Source organism: Paenibacillus sp. p3-SID867 (genome assembly GCF_025142895.1).
Classification (GTDB): domain Bacteria; phylum Bacillota; class Bacilli; order Paenibacillales; family Paenibacillaceae; genus Paenibacillus_AQ.
Window position 1 is genome coordinate 182,965 of record NZ_JAMBDM010000005.1, and the last position, 16,437, is coordinate 199,401.

General features: G+C 52.6%; 16 protein-coding genes. 6 read left to right on the forward strand and 10 right to left on the reverse strand.

Annotation, left to right across the window (positions count from 1 at the left end):
- Positions 1-90: 90 nt before the first annotated feature.
- From M4D81_RS12575 to M4D81_RS12595, 5 genes are all read left to right on the forward strand, one after another.
- The gene (locus M4D81_RS12575) at positions 91-1,005 is read left to right on the forward strand and encodes a carbohydrate ABC transporter permease (protein WP_260066634.1); all 915 of its coding nucleotides are present in this window, start codon (positions 91-93) and stop codon (positions 1,003-1,005) included.
- Between the two features lie 5 nt (positions 1,006-1,010).
- On the forward strand, positions 1,011-1,850 hold the full coding sequence (locus M4D81_RS12580) for a carbohydrate ABC transporter permease (protein ID WP_012818681.1): 840 nt from the start codon (positions 1,011-1,013) through the stop codon (positions 1,848-1,850).
- Positions 1,851-1,919: 69 nt separating this feature from the next.
- A complete protein-coding gene (locus tag M4D81_RS12585) occupies positions 1,920-3,236 on the forward strand; it encodes an ABC transporter substrate-binding protein (RefSeq protein WP_260066636.1) in 1,317 nt (438 codons plus the stop codon).
- A 21-nt stretch (positions 3,237-3,257) separates the two neighbouring features.
- Positions 3,258-4,904: an MGH1-like glycoside hydrolase domain-containing protein gene (locus M4D81_RS12590; RefSeq protein ID WP_260066637.1), complete on the forward strand. Its 1,647-nt coding sequence runs from the start codon at positions 3,258-3,260 to the stop codon at positions 4,902-4,904.
- Between the two features lie 23 nt (positions 4,905-4,927).
- Entirely contained in the window at positions 4,928-5,839 is a 912-nt protein-coding gene (locus M4D81_RS12595) for a glycoside hydrolase family 43 protein (protein WP_260066639.1), read from the forward strand.
- Between the two features lie 143 nt (positions 5,840-5,982).
- On the opposite strand, the gene M4D81_RS12600 is transcribed toward M4D81_RS12595, so the two are convergent.
- Together M4D81_RS12600 and M4D81_RS12605 are read right to left on the reverse strand one after the other, a co-directional pair.
- Positions 5,983-7,002, reverse strand: coding sequence for a Gfo/Idh/MocA family protein (locus M4D81_RS12600; protein WP_260066641.1), 1,020 nt, complete (start codon positions 7,000-7,002; stop codon positions 5,983-5,985).
- Positions 7,003-7,027: 25 nt separating this feature from the next.
- Positions 7,028-7,801 carry a sugar phosphate isomerase/epimerase family protein gene (locus M4D81_RS12605; protein WP_260066642.1) on the reverse strand — a complete coding sequence of 258 codons (774 nt, stop codon included), beginning with the start codon at positions 7,799-7,801 and terminating at the stop codon, positions 7,028-7,030.
- Between the two features lie 139 nt (positions 7,802-7,940).
- On the opposite strand from M4D81_RS12605, the gene M4D81_RS12610 reads away from it, so the two are divergent.
- Positions 7,941-8,768: a helix-turn-helix domain-containing protein gene (locus tag M4D81_RS12610; RefSeq protein ID WP_071222296.1), complete on the forward strand. Its 828-nt coding sequence runs from the start codon at positions 7,941-7,943 to the stop codon at positions 8,766-8,768.
- Between the two features lie 122 nt (positions 8,769-8,890).
- On the opposite strand, the gene M4D81_RS12615 is transcribed toward M4D81_RS12610, so the two are convergent.
- The 8 genes from M4D81_RS12615 to M4D81_RS12650 all read right to left on the reverse strand — a co-directional run bounded on the left by M4D81_RS12615 (position 8,891) and on the right by M4D81_RS12650 (position 16,436).
- Positions 8,891-9,151, reverse strand: coding sequence for a hypothetical protein (locus M4D81_RS12615; RefSeq protein ID WP_260066643.1), 261 nt, complete (start codon positions 9,149-9,151; stop codon positions 8,891-8,893).
- 50 nt (positions 9,152-9,201) lie between these two features.
- A complete protein-coding gene (locus M4D81_RS12620) occupies positions 9,202-9,345 on the reverse strand; it encodes a hypothetical protein (protein ID WP_260066645.1) in 144 nt (47 codons plus the stop codon).
- Between the two features lie 119 nt (positions 9,346-9,464).
- On the reverse strand, positions 9,465-10,715 hold the full coding sequence (locus tag M4D81_RS12625; RefSeq protein ID WP_260066650.1) for an MFS transporter: 1,251 nt from the start codon (positions 10,713-10,715) through the stop codon (positions 9,465-9,467).
- Positions 10,716-10,912: 197 nt separating this feature from the next.
- A complete protein-coding gene (locus M4D81_RS12630; protein WP_260066652.1) occupies positions 10,913-11,797 on the reverse strand; it encodes an arylamine N-acetyltransferase in 885 nt (294 codons plus the stop codon).
- Between the two features lie 133 nt (positions 11,798-11,930).
- A complete protein-coding gene (locus tag M4D81_RS12635) occupies positions 11,931-12,998 on the reverse strand; it encodes a bifunctional transcriptional activator/DNA repair enzyme AdaA (RefSeq protein WP_260066653.1) in 1,068 nt (355 codons plus the stop codon).
- A gap of 303 nt (positions 12,999-13,301) precedes the next feature.
- The gene (locus M4D81_RS12640; RefSeq protein ID WP_260066654.1) at positions 13,302-14,171 is read right to left on the reverse strand and encodes a carbohydrate ABC transporter permease; all 870 of its coding nucleotides are present in this window, start codon (positions 14,169-14,171) and stop codon (positions 13,302-13,304) included.
- An 18-nt stretch (positions 14,172-14,189) separates the two neighbouring features.
- Positions 14,190-15,065, reverse strand: a complete 876-nt coding sequence (locus M4D81_RS12645) for a carbohydrate ABC transporter permease (RefSeq protein ID WP_260066655.1) — start codon at positions 15,063-15,065, stop codon at positions 14,190-14,192.
- A 45-nt stretch (positions 15,066-15,110) separates the two neighbouring features.
- A complete protein-coding gene (locus M4D81_RS12650) occupies positions 15,111-16,436 on the reverse strand; it encodes an extracellular solute-binding protein (RefSeq protein WP_260066657.1) in 1,326 nt (441 codons plus the stop codon).
- Position 16,437 lies beyond the last annotated feature (1 nt).

Here is a 16,437-nt window from a genome sequence, read left to right on the forward strand (position 1 = left end):
GTTTACCAGGCGCACCGACATCCCGATTGTAAGCGGCTTCAAGCCGTCAGGTAACCGCCCATGCTCATCCATCCTGAAGGGAGGTACATTATGAGAAAGCTGTCCAGGCCCTTATACGGCCAGCAGAATAAGACAGCCTACTTGTTTCTTCTGCCTTGGCTCATCGGTTTCTTCTGTCTGACGCTGGGGCCGATGATTGCATCGCTGTACTTATCCATGACCAAATTCAACCTGCTCTCATCGCCGACTTGGACGGGACTCAGCAACTATGTCCAGATTTTTACCGAGGACGATACGTTTCAAAGATCCTTGTGGCTAACGTTCTACTATGTGTTCTTATCCGTGCCGCTGAGACTTGCGTTCGCGCTGCTGGTCGCCTTGGCCTTGAACAAGGGCATCCGCGGACTCGGCATTTACCGGACCGTGTACTATATCCCTTCCTTGTTGGGAGGCAGCGTTGCCATTGCCATCGTCTGGCGCCAAATCTTTGACGGTAGCGGTCTGGTCAACCAGTTCCTCGGCTGGTTCGGCATCTCGGGCCCCTCGTGGATCGCCCACCCCGACTATGTGGTGTATACGATCATCACGCTGTCCGTCTGGCAGTTCGGATCGGCCATGGTCATCTTCCTTGCCGGTCTGAAACAGATTCCGACTGATTTATATGAAGCATCCGGCGTAGACGGTGCCGGAAAGATTCGTCAGTTCTTCGGCATCACGCTGCCCATGCTGTCACCCGTTATCTTTTTCAATCTGATCATGAGCATGATCAATTCGTTCCAAGCCTTCACGCCGGCCTATGTCATCGGAGACGGGCGGGGAGGGCCGCTCGACGCCACGATGTTCTACACCTTGTACCTGTATCTGAAAGGCTTCTCGTTCTTCGATATGGGTTATGCCTCGGCGCTGGCATGGATCATGCTGGTCATCATCGGCGTGTTCACCGGAATCGTTTTTCTCACATCAAAATTCTGGGTCTTCTACGGGGATAACCAGGAAGGGAGGTAATAGACATGCCGCTTAAGCGACAACTCGTCCAAGCCGGGAGGCATGCCGCCATTATCCTCCTCGGCCTGCTCATGCTGTATCCGGTGCTGTGGCTCGTCTTCAGCTCGTTTAAACCGAATCATCTTATCTTTACCAACAGCAGCCTCATTCCGACGGCCTTCACACTGGATCATTACGTGAACGGCTGGAGCGGGCTCCAGGGCATTTCCTTCGGGCGGTTCTTCGGCAACTCCGTGCTGATCTCGGTCATGAGCGTCATCGGGAACATCGTCTCCTGTTCCCTGGCAGCCTACGCCTTCTCGCGATTGAAGTTCAAATTCAAAGGCTTGTGGTTCAGCATCATGCTGGTGACGATTATGCTGCCTTACCACGTAACGCTCGTGCCTCAATACATTCTGTATAACGAGCTTCATTGGATCAATACGTATTTTCCGCTCATCCTGCCCAAATGGCTGGCGCATGACTCCTTCTTCATTCTGCTGATGGTTCAGTTCATCCGCGGCATTCCGCGGGAGCTGGACGAGAGCGCGACCATCGACGGCTGCGGACAATCGCAGATCTTCTTCCGCATCGTGGTGCCGCTTCTCGTCCCTGCGCTGATTACGACGGCCATCTTCACCTTCATCTGGAGCTGGGACGACTTCTTCAGCCAGATGATCTATTTAAGCAAGATTGATTTGTTTACTGTACAGCTGGGGATCCGATCCCTGTTCGATCCTTCGGGGCAATCGGATTGGGGGGCCCTGCTCGCCATGTCCACGCTGTCGCTGCTGCCTGTGACGATCATCTTTCTGGTGTTTCAACGCTATTTTCTCGAAGGCATTGCCACGACCGGCCTGAAGTAGTCTCAGAAGCTCTGTCGTGCGAAGGCGTGCTGCAAATGAACCAATTATGATTAGACTGGGGGATTATCCATGTTGAAGAAATGTTTCGTTGGAATATTGGCTTCGCTCCTGTTATTTGTCACCGCTTGTTCCGGAACGGATCACACTGGAGAAGGCGGGAGTACGGACGCAGGGGCCGAGCCGAGCGGCCAGGTCGAGCTGCGCATGATGTGGTGGGGCGACCAGAAACGGGCCGATATTACGAACGAAGCCCTGAAGGTGTTCCAGAGCAAGCATCCGAACATCAAAATCGTCGGCGAATTCTCGCCTTCCTCCGGATATTTCGATAAGCTGAACACCCAGCTCGCTTCCGGCACCGCACCGGATATCTTCTTCCTGGGCGGAAACGTGGTGGACTACGCCAAAAAAGATGTGCTGCTAAACCTGGATCCGTATGTCGGCAGCGAACTGAAGCTGGACGGCATGGATGCCACTATGGTGGAATACGGACGTCTGGATGGGAAGCTGCAGCATATTTCGGCCGGCGCTAACGCCCGGGGAATCGTCATCAACAAGGCTCTGTTCGAAAAGGCTGGCATTCCTCTGCCGGAGCAGGATTGGGATTGGGAGGAATATGCCGCCATCAGCAAAGAATTGTCCGACAAGCTTGGCGACGGCGTATACGGCACTTATAATTTTACCGTCGACGGAATGGATATCTTTCTGAAGCAGCGCGGAAAACAGCTGTATGACATGGAGAACGGAAAGCTTGGTTTTAACCAGGAAGACATTCAGGAATGGTTCGAGTATTGGGAGCAGGCATCGAAAGTCGGAGGTGTCGTTACGCCTGAACTTCAGGTGTCCAACCCGCACGATGATACCAGCAAATCCTTGTTGATTACGGGCAAAGCGGCCATGAGCCTCCTCCCTTCCAATCAGCTGGCCGCATTCCAGAGCCTGACGAAAGATCCGCTCATCCTCCACCCGGTACCTAGAGGCCCGAAGGGAACGGGCGTAGTATTCGAGTCCAGCCAAGGACTATCCGGATATGCCAACACCAAGCATCCGAAGGAGGTCGCCACGCTCATGGACTTCTGGATCAATGATCCCGAAGCGGCCAAAATCCTCGGTAACGACCGCGGCGTGCCGGTAACGGAAGCCAACCGCAACCTTCTCCAGGAGGAAGCAGGCCCCGTGGAAGAGATTGTATACAATTACACGAGTCTCGTATCAGAAGCCACGAAAACTGAGCCTTTTGACGTAAGTTATAATCCGCCGGGATTCGCCGAGTTCTCCAAGCTGGCCCAGACGACGACCCAGGAGATCGGTTTCGGCCGGAAAAACGTCGAGCAGGCCGTTGCGGACTTCTATAACGGCACCGTGCGCATATTTGAATCGAATCAATAACAAGCTTTCAAGGAGGCGGACATGACAGAAGTTATGCTGGACCGGCTGCGCCGGATTTCGATACCGGATCAGGTGCACCCGGGTAAGCCGGAAGACCGGAAGCTGCTGCAGGAGTGGCAGACGACTGGCGTCCGATTCGCGGCATCGGGCGGACAGCTCGAAGCAACCTATTATAACGCGCTGGAGAAGCTGTTGGCCTGCATCATGCCGATGAACGGCACCGATCCGATTCTGCAGGAGGGCGGTATCTATCTTGGCTGCTGGCTGGAGAGCACCGGCACCATCAACGCGGAACTGCTATCGCGACTGATCCCTTCGGTCTCGGAAACCACGTACCTCTCCTTTGCGGATCAGCAAAGGGAGGATGGGCTGCTCCCTTATAAACTGACGGAGAGCGGCCCTTCATTCCGCCAGATCCAGCTCGTCACGCCGCTGGCGCGCTGCGTCTGGAACCACTATGAGCTTCATGGAAGGGACCTCTCCTTCCTGAAGACCATGTACCAAGCCATGTCGCGTTACGACGATTGGATCGCGCGTTACCGCAGCACCCGGGGGACCGGCTGCGTGGAGGCTTTCAGCACCTTTGATACCGGGCATGATCTGTCGCCCAGGTTCTGGCATGTTCCGGACACGCCCTATAGGAACGATGCTGCCGCCTCCCACCCGGACTCCCCGGTACTGCCCTTCCTGGCACCGGACTTGACGGCCAATATCTACTGCCAGCGCATGTATTTAGCCCGCATAGCCGAAGAGCTCGGTGAATCCGGAGCCGATTGGAGGGTCAAAGCCGAAGCCAGCCTGAACAGCCTCTTCCGATATTGTTATGACGAGGAGGATCAATTCTTCTACGACCGGGATCGGAACGACGAACTGGTCCGGGTCCAATCCGACGTGCTGCTGCGCGTGATGGCCTGCGAGGTGGGCGACCGCGAGCTGTTTGACAACATGCTGCGTCGCTATTTGCTGAATACCCGCAAATTCTTCGCCAAATATCCGTTTACGTCCATCGCAATGGACGATCCGCGGTTCGATCCGTCCTCCTCTTACAACAGCTGGGGCGGGCCGTCCAATTTCCTGAGCTTGGTCCGGGCGCCGCATGCCTTTGAACATCACCACCGCTATGTCGAGCTGACCTGGGTGCTGCAGCCCATTCTGTCCGCCTTGTCCAAGGCGAAGCGCTTCCCGCAAACCTTGAGCCCTTGGACCGGTGAAGAGGGCTTTACCGAGGTGTATTCCCCTTCCATTCTGTGCCTGCTGGATTACGTGGAACGGCTCTGCGGCATCATGCCGATCGGATCAGATCGGTTATGGTTTACCGGTCTTCTACCCGTCGACATGGATCATGGCGAAGAAGTCGCCGGCAACACGGCCTATAGCCGAACCGTGAACGGACTGCACTACGAATTGGTGAATACCCCGGACAACGTTACTGTATACCGGGAAGGCCGCGTTCATATTCAAGGCCCCGCCGGGATTCGGCTGGTCACGGACCGCAGTGGACAATTGGAGGGCGTGATCGGCATGAGCGTGCGTACCATTGAAGGCGAGCTCCGCTATCAAAGCACATCCATTCCGATCCGGATCAAAGGCAATGAGATGCAGCTGTATTCAGACGGAGATTTAAAGACGGAGAGGGATATCGGCATCATCTATCCTGCCTATCGTTAATTGAAGGAGGTGAACGCTTAAGCGTGAAAACTCAAGACATTCAGCTTCGGGACCCCTACGTACTGCCTGACCCGGCACAACGAATATACTACATGTACGGCAGCACCGACAAAAATATTTGGAAGGAAGGGACCGGCTTCGATGTCTATATCAGCCGTGATCTCGACGATTGGGAAGGCCCTTACACGGTCTTTCGCAAACCGGACGGTTTCTTTGCGGACGTGAACTTCTGGGCACCCGAAGTCTACTACTACCATGGGCGTTACATCATGTTTGCCACCTTCCGCCGAAAAGATAACGATCGGCTGGGCACTGCGGTGCTGTCGGCTGAGCAGCCGACGGGGCCCTTCTCCCTCCATAGCGAAGGGCCCGTGACCCCAGCCGACTGGAGTTCCCTGGACGGCACGCTCTATATCGACGAAACGGATCAGCCGTGGATGGTGTTCTGCCATGAATGGCAGCAGGTCGGGGACGGCGAGATCTGCGCCATGCGCCTGAGTCCCGATCTCATGGAAGCAGCCTCGGAGCCCGTGACACTGTTCCGTGCCTCCGAAGCCGCTTGGGCCACGCCTTTCCACTCGCTCCGCTTTCCCGGATCGGGCAACTACGTGACGGACGGACCGTTTCTGTTTCGGACAACGTCAGGGAGTCTGCTCCTATTATGGGCCAGCTTTGTGGATGGCCGATACGCGCTCGGCGTGGCCAAGTCGACAACCGGCAAGCTGACGGGTCCCTGGCTTCAAGAGCCAGAACCCTTATACGCCAGCGACGGCGGGCACGGCATGGTGTTCCGTACCTGGAACGGGCAGCTGATGCTGACCGTGCATACCCCCAACCGCACGCCGGATGAACGGCCGATCTTCATCCCCGTCACAGAGGATGGAGACAGCATCAAGATGGATGGGATGTATCGGACAACACGTATGCCTAAGTAAATTCTCTATACGCGAAAAGGCCGCTCTCCATGAACATGGCAGAGCGGCTCTTTTTATATGCTTAACTTCCCGAAGCTATGCGTTACTGTCCCGTAGAAACAAAAGGAGACCGTACGCATACGGCCTCCCTCTACTCTCATTTATTACAGCTTCACGATTTTACCGGTCTCTTGGGATTCGAATGCACCCAGGATCACGTTCAAGGAACGCAGTCCTTCCTCACCGGAAATGCTAGGCGGCGTGTTCGTGAGAATGGATTCAACGAAAGCGTCGATGACGCCGCTCGGAACCTGCTTCTCATTGGTTGCCATGGCGCCAACCTTGTAGGTCTCCACCGTACCGTCGGTCAGCTCCACAACCACCTCGTCGCCGTTAACGGTACCGATCTTCATGGCACCCTTCTCGCACCATAACACTGTTCCGTTATCGCCGGATCTGTAATGCGTCCAGCTTGCCATCAGCGTGCCCACGGCCCCGCTCTTCATGCGAACGATGCAAGTCGCGTTGTCGTCCACATCGGTTCCTTCTTTATGGACCGTACCGATGAAACCTGCCACTTCCACGATTTCATCGTTCAGCAAATAACGGATAAAGTCGGATTTGTGCACGCCGAGATCGCCCATGGCGCCCATAATCGCTTCTTCTTTGCGGAAGAACCAGCTGTCGCGTCCATCCAGGCTCCAGCTCTCCGGACCGCCGTGGCCGAAGGAAGTACGGAAGGTAAGCACTTTACCGAGCTTGCCGGAATCCAGAATTTCCTTCGCTTTTACGTGCGGAGGCATGAGGCGCTGATTGTGGCCTACCATCAGGTACACCCCGTTCTTGCGGGCGGCCTCGATCATTTGCTCTCCTTCTTCAGCCGTCGTAGCCATCGGCTTCTCCACCAGCACATGAAGGCCGGCATTCGCAGCCACGATGCTCATCGGAGCATGCAGATAGTTCGGCGTACATACGCTAACGGCGTCCAGCTTCTCGTTCTTCAACAGTTCTTGGTAGTCTGCGTAGGCTTTACCGCCATACTGGGCTGCCATCTCTTCGGCGCGTTCTTTTACCGGATCGGCAAAAGCAACCAGCTCCACGTTAGCATTGTTCGCATATTCAGGAATATGTCTGCGCTGGGCGATCGCGCCGCAGCCAAACACTGCCACTTTAATTTTACTCATCGAAAGTCTCCTTTGTGCTCATAAATTAAAATTGGTTCAGGTAGTTCTGCTTCAGCCAGTTCATGCTGTTCTCCACGCTTTGCAGCGGCGGATTCTGACATACGTCCTGCTCGACGATCAGCCATTCCGTACCTGCATCGGATGCAGCCTGAATGACGCCCGGCAGGTTAACCGAGCCTTGGCTCAGCTCCAGCGTTTTCATGTTGCCTTCCGCATCCTTGCTGAAATCTTTCAGGTGAAGCAGCGGAAGACGTCCTGCGTATTTCGGAATATAGGCAAGCGGATCTTGTCCGGCGAATTGTACCCAGCATACGTCCATCTCCACTTGCACGGCTTCCGGCGTCGTTGCGGAATACATTGCATCAAAGACGAACTGGCCATCAACCTCGGCTTCGAACTCGAATGCATGGTTATGGTATCCAAAGATCAGTCCCTGCTTGCGGGCTTCAGCCCCTACTTCCTCCAAGAAGGAGAAGAGGTTCTTCCAATCCTCGGCATCTTTACGATCTTCTTCGGCCACATATGGACACATCATATATTTAGCGCCAATGGTTTTCAGGTAATCAATTTCCTTCTGCAGGTCTGCGCGAAGCAGATGCAGGCCCACGTGACTGCCGATCGCTTTCAGGCCAAGCTCTTGAAGAAGCGTTTTCATTTCCTCGGCCGGAATGTCTCCATAACCTGCGAATTCCACGCCTTCATAACCCAATTCAGCGACTTTGCGGAGCGTACCGCGGAAATCCTGTGCCGTTTCATCGCGCAGCGTATACAATTGCAAACCAATGTTCATTCTTCTCATTATAGCGCACCTCGATTCCAAAAATGAGTTACTGCTCTATCTGCTACTATCATACATGCAAATAGGCTAAAATGAACATAAACAATATTGCTGCAACATGAACTATCTGCTTATATTTTTACTGGGGGTTGTTACCATTATGGAAGCAAGGCTGCTCATCTGCGACTATTCCTATCACTTTCAGCAATTCAGCAACAGCCATCGGGGCGGCTTGACAACCTATCTGTTCCGACTCCAAACCGAAGGCTCCTGCGAAATCTACTGCAACGGCATCGAGCACCACGTGCAGGCAGGCGACCTGCTGCTGTTGAAGCCCGGCGATGAATACGAGCTGCGGGTGAAGGAAGACGGTGAGGATGGCCGGGTATCCAGCGGGGATTATTTTATATTCTGCGACGGCTCCTGGATTGATGACTGGTGGAACCGTATCCCCCGCCCTGTCGTCAGTCACGTGGGGCTCGACGATTATTTGCTGGGTTTGTGGAGACAAATGCTGCTGGAGAAGCGGCGCGGCCTTGAAGGGGAAATCGGGGAACTGACCGACTACCTGCTGCGCAGTCTCTGCCTCTGCCTGGACCGCGCCATTACCGAGATCAAGCCGACCGATCGCCTTGCCTTCACTGCCCTGCGGCTGAAGCGATTCGTGGAGGAGCATGCCACCCTTACCTTTAAGCTGGAAGAGGCCGCTTCCCATGTCGGGCTCAGCTTATCCCGGGCGGTTAAGCTGTTTAAGGAGTATTACGGAAAAACCATGATCCAATACGCCCTCGAGATCAGGCTGAACGCAGCCGTCGAGCGCATCAAATACAGCACGATGACATTGGAAGAAATCGCGGAAACCTGCGGCTTCGCCAGCTACTCCTACTTTCACCGGGTATTCCGTGCCAACTATGGCGTATCCCCGGTCAAATTCCGGGAAACGGCAACGGTGCCGGCAAGGCCGGGGCAGGAGAAGAGCCCACGCTAAATTTTTTCCTTCTATATAATGGGGTAGCAAAAAGCAGCCCCGGCTCATCCTTTAAGGCAGGAGCTAGGCTGCTTTGCACATTAGTAACTCGATACGTTCTAGACTGCTTATTCAGGCCACATTCATAACATCGCGGCACCGGCGGCGGTAAAAACAAGTGCGAAATAAACGCCGACCCCTATCAGGTGATTGCGATTCCACTCCCGCGGCTTGATCTCCACAATGTACGGGAGCAGCCACAGAAAGCTGGCAACAAACCATGCAGCGGAGGCCAATCCGATAAACAGCAGCTTCTTTCCTTGCTCGTATTGGAAGACAAGGTCCATCCCGTTAATACGGATCAAAGAGCCGCTGGTCAAGGTACAGGCATAGGCCAAGACCATGAATACGGCCGCAACCAAGAGCGTGCCGATGGCTTTGAGCCCGTCCGAAGTCAGGAAATTCGGCCGTTCTCCCCTTCTTTCCAGAAAAACCGATCAAAAAGAATACAAACATAGGCCAAAATAGCCACCCCCGCCCCGGAGGCGACAATGCCGCCCGAAACGGCTGCCGCCAAAGCTAGAATCGAAACCATCATCTGGTCTTTCCCTCTCTTTCGTACCTGCGGAACCGTACTGTGTGTGGTTGATATTGAAATCGTGCGGGGAGCTAAGATTCCATAGGTAACGGCACTATGACCGTGCAGAACGTATCGATCTAATTACTCACATCCGTCGTATCATCCATCCGGGCAGCCCGCATCGGTGAGAACACGAACCAAATTCCGACTACAGCCAGTCCGGTGATAACAACGCCTAATGCTGTGCGAAATCCAAATACATCAGCGATGAAGCCACCCAGAGGCGCTCCAATAACGATCATACTGCGGTTGATAGACCTCATGGTGGCATTCATACGCCCATGCAAGTGTGCGGGTGTGATCGTCTGCCGGTAACCCATCTCAATCGGACCCTCAATACCTAATGCTAAACCATAAAACAGTTGCCCAAATCCGATCATGAGGAAGGTCTGAATCGACAGATCACCGTTGTCAGTGGGTGGTGCCAGAGCCATGGACAGGACCGCCGGTGCATACAAAAGTCTGGCAAACGTGATGCTGCGTCCAATTCCAAATCGCTTGCTGACCCGGGTTGATAACGTCGTGCCTATAACAGCGCCAAACCCTGCTGATGTCATGACCAGTCCCAGGGTTGACGCATGAAACCCTAATTCGGTGAGAGCGTAAGTTACCAGCACCGTACCCAGCATACTGTTAAATAGAAACCACGCATGGGTATTGAGTGCCAGCGTGCTGAGAAATGGATGCCGGTAGACCCAGCGCAATCCTTCCTTTATCAATTCAAGTATGCGTTCATTCGAGGCCTTTTCCGGTATGGGCTGATGTTTAATGAAAGCCATGACCAGCCCTGAAAATAGATACGAAGCTGCGTTAACCAAGATTGCAAACGGAGCCGTAACGATGGAGATTAATAAACCAGCAGCTGCGGGGCCGCTGGTTTCCGCAACGGCTGCGCTTTGCTCCAACCGTGCATAAGCGGGCAATAACAACCTTCTCGGCACGAGTTGGGGCACAATAGATTGAGATGCAGCATCATTGAATAACGACATCGCCCCGAAGAGTATCATGATGATCATCAGAATGCCCACATTGATTTCATCGAACAATGCCAGTAGGCAAATCGCTACGAGCAAGATTCCCCGCCCCAGATCGGTCAGTACCAGGATGTTCCGACGACTGACGCGATCAATAATCACTCCAGCCACCAATCCCAGCAGCACATAAGGCAGCCACCTCGAGGAGTTGATCCAGCCCACATCAACGGTACTGCCTTCCAGATTAACCACCACCAGTACTTGGAGAGCAAGTGTGGTAATATACGTGCCAAAATATGAAATGGTGGAAGCTAACCAGAAAAATACGTAACTCTTATTCTTGGTGAGATTCATCTCTAACCTCCAACTGAGCGCCGTATTTTTCGGGTTAATTGTATATTGGAGTCACTGCTGAATGAAGTCCCGAGCGCTATAACTAGTTAAATTGTAGCATATCCGCAACAGATAGAGACGTGCTCATACCAATTCATTCCACGATCAAACCATCCGTCGACTTATCGACAGAATGAATACGTATGTTTCTTAACGTTCTACTCAAGGGAAATCGTCATGGCGCTGCCTTTAAAAATATTAAATCCGAGTTCCTGAAGAACCTTCACGGCATCTTCAACAGGCAATTTAGGGAGATGAAACTCATGATCGATGACCTCTCGCAGCTCGCTGAGATCGGATAAAATGCGCTTTTCTACCTTCCCGTTTGCATACCGGATACTCAGTACATTGTCGACCAGAGACAGCGAGCGCTGCTGATCCAGTTGCCACAGCTGACAGCGTAATGAAGAGGTAAAGAGATCATTCGGTTGAAAATAGCTTGCAATGGCCGGCTGGAAATCATCGAATTGATACGTTACCCGCGTGTCGAATGACCAAACCAATTCTGTAATCAGCCGACCATCCACATACCGATAGTACGTATATGTTCCCGGTTCATCCCCTGGGCGCAATCTGACTTCAATCCCGGCATATTGGGAAACTTGCTCGGGATCGCTCTCCAAACGTACGGGTTCGAAAAAAGGGGCGGAGTTTCCGCAATCCACGTACACTTCTTCTTGCTCACCCGGGATCCGCACCAGTAACCCAACATGTCCCCCGCCCAGCAGCGTATATCGGGTTTCGAAACCAAGCTGGTTCAAGAGCTGATGAAGACTGCTGTTAATCATATAACAAGTGCCTCCCGCATTCAGCTGCCACAGCTGATCTACGAATCTCTTCTCATCCTGCTCCAATCTTCCTTTTTGATGATATTCTTGATACTGCAGCAACGTGGTAATGTTCTCGAACGGTACACGCTGATGATGTGCGGTGCAAATTTCGGTTAAATATTCCAATGAAGCCTCCCTTATCGGGACTTGAATATATTGCAAATAGTTGTTTGCCCACTGAGGCAGTTGTCCGTGATTCTGCACAATGTTCACGCTCCCTTTTCCTCTGATGTAAGGTATGCTATTTATTTTAAACATTCTGCATATCATTACGTCATACCAATGACTGCACGATCTATACAGAAAAGGTCTTACCTATAGGTAAGACCTTTTCTACGACCAAAGTCTACAATTCATGTATGGTTGCATTGCTCATCGATTTCTCATGATGCAGCAGCCACTGCTTGCGCGACAATCCTCCGCCGTATCCGCCCAATTCGCCGCTCGTATTGATCACTCGGTGGCATGGAATGACAATCGCGAGCTGGTTGGCGCCATTCGCTTGGGCAACGGCACGATAAGCGGTGGGCCTTCCCATGGTTGCTGCAATCTCGCCATACGAAGACGTTTGTCCGGGTGGAATCTGCAGTAACTGGTCCCATACTTCTTTTTGAAATGGCGATCCTAACAGGAACAAGGGCGTCTTGAATTCCGTTAACTTCCCGTCAAAATACGCGCCGAGCTCAAGCTCGATCGAACGAATCGGAGCTGTGTAACCCGGAACGATTGCCGACTTGGTTCTCTGCCGAAGACGCTCAACCTCACGCTCCAAGCCCCGTCGGTCTACAAATTCGAGTAAATACAGCGCATCCTCATCTGCGATGGCCATCATCGGTCCGAGACGCGTATCGATCCATGAAGCTTTTAAGATGTTATGGTGCCCCGATCGGCTAGGCGCCGCGCCCATGATGCGGGAAAATGCATCCCTAAAGCCGCTGCTGGACTCGTAGCCGGTTGACAGCTGCGCATCGATGACGGCGTGCCCCTCCCGGATTTGCTTCAGGGCAAGTCCCATCCGCCGTGCCCGTGCATATTCAACGAAGGTCATCCCGAACCGCTTCTTGAATTGGCGCCTTGCGGTCGAAGCATCCACTGACAGCTTCTGAAAGTCCTGGTTAGTCCATCTTTTCTCCGGGTTTTCTTCCACCGCCTCGACGAGCAGCCGGACCAGGTCTGACACCTGATTGGGGTGTGATAGCGGACGGCATCGTTTACATGGTCTGAAGGAAGCAAGCAGCGCTTCTTGAGCCGTCTCGTAAAATTCGCAATTTTCCATCTTCGGTTTCCGGGCTGGGCATGTTGGGCGGCAGAATACCCCCGTTGTTTTCACGCCAACATAAAAAACGCCCTCGTACTCCGATTTCTTTTCCAGCAATGCCTGGTAATACTCCTGTCGATTCGCAGCCGATATCACTTGGGGTTCCTCCCTCGATCTCATGTACTTACTCTAAATGACTGTCGCTTGCAAGCCATGCCATTATGCTCTCTTTGTCCTGGTGTTCCTATTATATTGGATATGCCGGCATGGCGTAGCCGAAAATCGTGCATGAATATTTTTGAGGGAGAAGCGAAAACTTTGCCAACTTCGGTACTTAAACAAACCGCAATACGGGAATTAGACCAACCTGATGATCCTGGTTGACCTAATACTACGAAAAGCCCCTTCCGTTGACCGGAAGAGGCTCTTTCTTTCAAGAATATTGAAATGGCTGGAGAATTAACCTTTGATGGATCCTGCCACCATGCCCTTCATGATCTGCTCCTGCAGGATCAGGTAGGCCACGATCGTCGGAATGACTGCGATCGCCATCGCTCCCATCGTCAAGCTGTAATCCGTACCGAAGCCGTCCGAGAACAGAGACAGACTGAGCGGAAGCGTCTTTAGCGCTTGCGTATTAATAAATACGAGTGCAAAGGAGAAGTCATTCCAGAATCGGAGGAATGCCAGAATCGATATCGTTGCCACAATGGGCGTACAGAGCGGAAGAATCATTCTGCCGAAGATTCCCCACCAGCCGCTACCGTCAATCATGGCCGCTTCTTCAATCTCTCTAGGAATGGATGACATGTAGGCCATCGCCAGGAAGATTGCGATCGGCAGCTCAAATGCCGTATACGGCAGAATGAGCGCACCGTACGTGTCGAGTAAGCCGATATTTTTCATCATAATAAACAAAGGCACCAACGTACTGTGAATCGGAATCAGCAGCCCGGTCGTAAACAACACGACCACCAGCTTTTTGAACCGAAACTCGAATCTGGACAGTACATACGCCGCAAGTACACTGAGCAGGATGGTCAGAACGACGGCTGTAATCGTCACAACCGTTGAATTCAGCATCGCTCTGCCCATATTTCCAAGCTCCCATGCCCGGAATAAATTCTCGGTCATCCACTCCTTCGGCAAGCCGTAAGGGTTGGTGAAGAAATCCTGATTCGATTTAAACGCGCTCGTAAAAAGCCAGTACAAGGGATAGAGCGTAAGAATCGCATACACAAGCAGCAGCAATTTTACGATCCCGGTTAACCCCTTCGTGATAACGCGTTTCCCTGAAGCATTTCCGGTCCCGGTCGTCTGTGAATTCACATCGCTCCCTCCTTCATGTTAACTTGACTTTCTGCGCGTTGCGAAATAGTTAAGTGCAATAAGAATGGCGCTGACAATCATAATCATCGTGGAAACGGCAGAGCCGTAACCGTAACGGTACACGCTGAACGTGCTGTTGTACATATACGTGGCAAGCAGCTCGGTCGATTGTGCCGGTCCGCCGCCCGTCATGACGATGACATGGTCAAAAGCCTTCAGGCTACCCGAGATACAGAGCACAATCGTCACGACAACCGTGCTCCATATCATCGGCAGTGTGATTTGCATCAGCTTGTTCCAGCCCGTGGATCCATCGATTTTGGCCGCATCATGGATCTCCGGTGAAATATTTTGCAGAGCCGCAATAAAAATCACCAGATAAGGACCGACGTTCGCCCAGTTAATCGGGATCGAGATCGCCAGCATGTTCACTTTCGGATCAGACAGCCAGGCGCGGGTCCATGATTCCAGACCGAGCATCTCCAGCACATAGTTGGCAATCCCGAACTGCGGGTGGTAAATATAACCCCAGATCAGACCGACAACAACCGTGGAGAGAACCATCGGCATGAATACGGCAGACCGGATGAACCTGGAGAAGAACGAATTCTTGAACAATACAATGGCCAGAATCAACGCGATTGGAACCTGACCGATAATGGATGATACAACCAGAATCAGGTTGTTTCGAAGCGCCCGCCAGAAGATTGGATCCTTGAACATCTCTATATAATTATCAAGGCCGATAAATGTGGCGTCTCCGAACCCTTTCCAACTGAAAAATCCGTAGTAAGCTGACCAGAAGACCGGAATAATGACAAATATCAGAAACAACAGAAGCGCAGGAAGAAGAGCTATGGCTATAAATCCTTTGCTTCTCATCGCTGTAGGCATGGCAGCCTCCTCCCTCCTAATCCTTATGCAGTGGTGAATGGTTTCTTATGGAGTAGCGGATCTGGCTTGCGCGTCCTGCAGCTTCTGGGCCACACCTTCGACGGGACCGCCCATCATAATTTCCTGCAGACCGTTGTTGATGACTTCAGCCGCCTCTGCAGACAGATATGCATCGTATACCGGCGTAATGCCTGTGGATTTCACCAGGTTAAAGGCTTTGTAGTACAAGGAAGTAACTTTGGACTCATCGATTTCAGTATCGTACATCACCATGGAGTTGCTCTCGGCAATCGCTTTTTGCGCTTCCGGTCCACTCACGGCATAAATCAGTTCGAGCGCCAATTCTTTCGCTTTCCCTTCCGTTCTACTGCTAAGGGCCAGACCGCCGCCAGCTCCGCCGGAGATGGTGTTAGCTTCGCCTTTGCCTCCAGGGATCGCAGGCAGAGTCGTCACTTCAATATCCTTCATCTGCTCTTCCGAGGAAGAAGCCGCCAGGTTCGTGAGGGTCCATGCGCCGCTGATCATCATCGCTGCATTGCCTTGGATGAAATACTGCTCGGCTTGCGTGTTGTCGATGCTGTTCGCGCCTTCCTGGAAGGCTTTGTTATCTACCAGCTCTTTGAAATATCCAAGCGCTTCGATAAACTCAGGATCGGTAAATTTCGCGCCATCCTGTGCTGCCGCTTTCTTAAACCATTCGGTGCCTGTCACACGGTCGGCAATCGATCCGATAATGGTGGATTGCGCAACCCATGGCGCTTTGTTTCCGAGCGCGATCGGCGTAATGCCGTTATCATTGAACGTTTTAACCGCCGCCATCATTTCTTCCCAAGTCGTTGGAACTTTTACGTTATGTTTGTCAAACAATGCTTTGTTGTAATAGAGAATCGAAGTTGCCGACATGCCTAGTGGAGCGGAGTAGATCTGGCCGTCCTCGAACTCGTACGGATCAAACGCTCCCGGCAGGAATTTATCTTTCCAATCCGAATGCGCATCGAGCACCTCTGTAATCGGCTGAAGGAGCTTCGCCTGATGAAGCTCGGCTGACTGACTTCCTGCATATACGAAGAATACATCCGGCATTTCATTCGCAGCCGCAACCGTACTCAGACGTTGACGATAACCGTCCGGCGGAATCGCTTGTGCATCGAGCGTCACTTCAGGATGGTCCTGAGCAAACTGATCGATAAAGCTTCGGACTGATTTTGCGCGCAGGTCGTCACCGGCAAAGTTATGCCAGATGGTCAGCTTGACCTTCTCTTGATTACCCTCATTTCCTCCCGCCTGCTCTTTGCCCTGCCCGCCTCCGCAAGCTGCAAGGACCAGTGACATCATCAGCAGTACAAGACCTATTTTACGTTTTGGTCTCATG

What these genes read in the sequence shown, in the direction of transcription:
- M4D81_RS12575 (WP_260066634.1), top strand. Translation starts at nt 91, where the DNA reads ATGAGAAAGCTGTCCAGGCCCTTATACGGCCAGCAGAATAAGACAGCC.
- M4D81_RS12580 (WP_012818681.1), top strand. Translation starts at nt 1,011, where the DNA reads ATGCCGCTTAAGCGACAACTCGTCCAAGCCGGGAGGCATGCCGCCATT.
- M4D81_RS12585 (WP_260066636.1), top strand. Translation starts at nt 1,920, where the DNA reads ATGTTGAAGAAATGTTTCGTTGGAATATTGGCTTCGCTCCTGTTATTT.
- M4D81_RS12590 (WP_260066637.1), top strand. Translation starts at nt 3,258, where the DNA reads ATGACAGAAGTTATGCTGGACCGGCTGCGCCGGATTTCGATACCGGAT.
- M4D81_RS12600 (WP_260066641.1), bottom strand. Translation starts at nt 7,002, where the DNA reads ATGAGTAAAATTAAAGTGGCAGTGTTTGGCTGCGGCGCGATCGCCCAG.
- M4D81_RS12605 (WP_260066642.1), bottom strand. Translation starts at nt 7,801, where the DNA reads ATGAGAAGAATGAACATTGGTTTGCAATTGTATACGCTGCGCGATGAA.
- M4D81_RS12610 (WP_071222296.1), top strand. Translation starts at nt 7,941, where the DNA reads ATGGAAGCAAGGCTGCTCATCTGCGACTATTCCTATCACTTTCAGCAA.
- M4D81_RS12615 (WP_260066643.1), bottom strand. Translation starts at nt 9,151, where the DNA reads ATGGTCTTGGCCTATGCCTGTACCTTGACCAGCGGCTCTTTGATCCGT.
- M4D81_RS12620 (WP_260066645.1), bottom strand. Translation starts at nt 9,345, where the DNA reads ATGATGGTTTCGATTCTAGCTTTGGCGGCAGCCGTTTCGGGCGGCATT.
- M4D81_RS12625 (WP_260066650.1), bottom strand. Translation starts at nt 10,715, where the DNA reads ATGAATCTCACCAAGAATAAGAGTTACGTATTTTTCTGGTTAGCTTCC.
- M4D81_RS12645 (WP_260066655.1), bottom strand. Translation starts at nt 15,065, where the DNA reads ATGCCTACAGCGATGAGAAGCAAAGGATTTATAGCCATAGCTCTTCTT.
- M4D81_RS12650 (WP_260066657.1), bottom strand. Translation starts at nt 16,436, where the DNA reads ATGAGACCAAAACGTAAAATAGGTCTTGTACTGCTGATGATGTCACTG.